We start from the raw sequence: 948 nt of genomic DNA, 5'->3' as shown, positions 1-948 counted from the left end.
CTTGCGGGTGGCGCGGCGGGTCCGGCGGCGCGCGGGTGCGGCCTCGGGTGCGGCCTCGGGTGCGGGCTCGGGTGCGGCCGCGGCAGCCTGCGCGGGCACGGCCGGCGCCTCCTGCGGCGCCGGGGCCGGGACCTCGTCGAGACCGGCGGCGCCGGTGCCCGCGGTCGCGGCGGGGACCGCGGGAGCGGCGGCCGGGACGGGGTCGATCGCCACCGGCTCCAGGGGGGCCGGTGGTCCGGCGGGGCGGCTGGCGGCGCGCCGGCGGCGCGGACGCGCCGTCGGGGTGGTCTCGCCGGCTGCTGCGGCGCCGTTGTCCTCGGGTGTGGTCGTCACGGGTGCTCCGTTGGGCTCGCTGCGGCCACTCCACCGGTGAACCCGTGGCCGCGCGAGCGTCCTCGTCGGATTCGCCGGGTGGGTCGGCCCGCACCCGACGGAAGTCCTCGGTGCACCAGCGGGTCCGCGCGTGGCGTCGACCCGCTCGTGCCGCCGGCGGTCGTCGTCCCCGACGTGGCCCGGGGCGCCTGCGAGGTCCTTCCACTGGACCGCGGCGCTGCCCGGAGCCCGCGCGGTGGGCGGCGGTCTCGACGGCGGGCCGGGCGCCCGGTGTAGGGAACGCTCGACCACGGGCAGTGTCTCACAGCCCCTCCGGCGGCGGCGGCGCACCGATCCGGGCGATCCCCTCCCCGCGCTGCGCGGTGTCCGCTACGCTCGCCGCAACACCATCCAGAGTGGCCGAGAGACCTGGCTCGACGACGCCACAGCAACCACCGCACGCGTGCGGCAGGTGCTCCCGCCAGGGGCGATGGAGGACACGAAGTGATCCGCAGCACCCTGCTCACCCGGCGCCACCACGTCGACCCGTCCCGGTGCACGGCCTCGGCCTGTCCCGCACCGGCACGCACCGGCACGCGCCGGGGGACGCCGGTCGTCCCGGCCTGACGGCCGCCC

At 79.5% G+C, this 948-nt stretch carries 1 pseudogene and 1 riboswitch; the pseudogene reads right to left on the bottom strand.

The features are described 5' to 3' along the window. Positions 1-333 (bottom strand): annotated as a pseudogene (locus tag GTQ99_RS23590) (hypothetical protein); the annotation flags it as partial. 383 nt (positions 334-716) lie between these two features. Then, positions 717-809: riboswitch (SAM riboswitch) on the top strand. The last annotated feature ends 139 nt before the right edge of the window (positions 810-948 follow it).

Source organism: Kineococcus vitellinus, assembly GCF_009906315.1.
Classification (GTDB): domain Bacteria; phylum Actinomycetota; class Actinomycetes; order Actinomycetales; family Kineococcaceae; genus Kineococcus; species Kineococcus vitellinus.
Note: the sequence above shows the minus strand (reverse complement) of the source record. Positions and strands in the feature narration are given on the sequence as shown.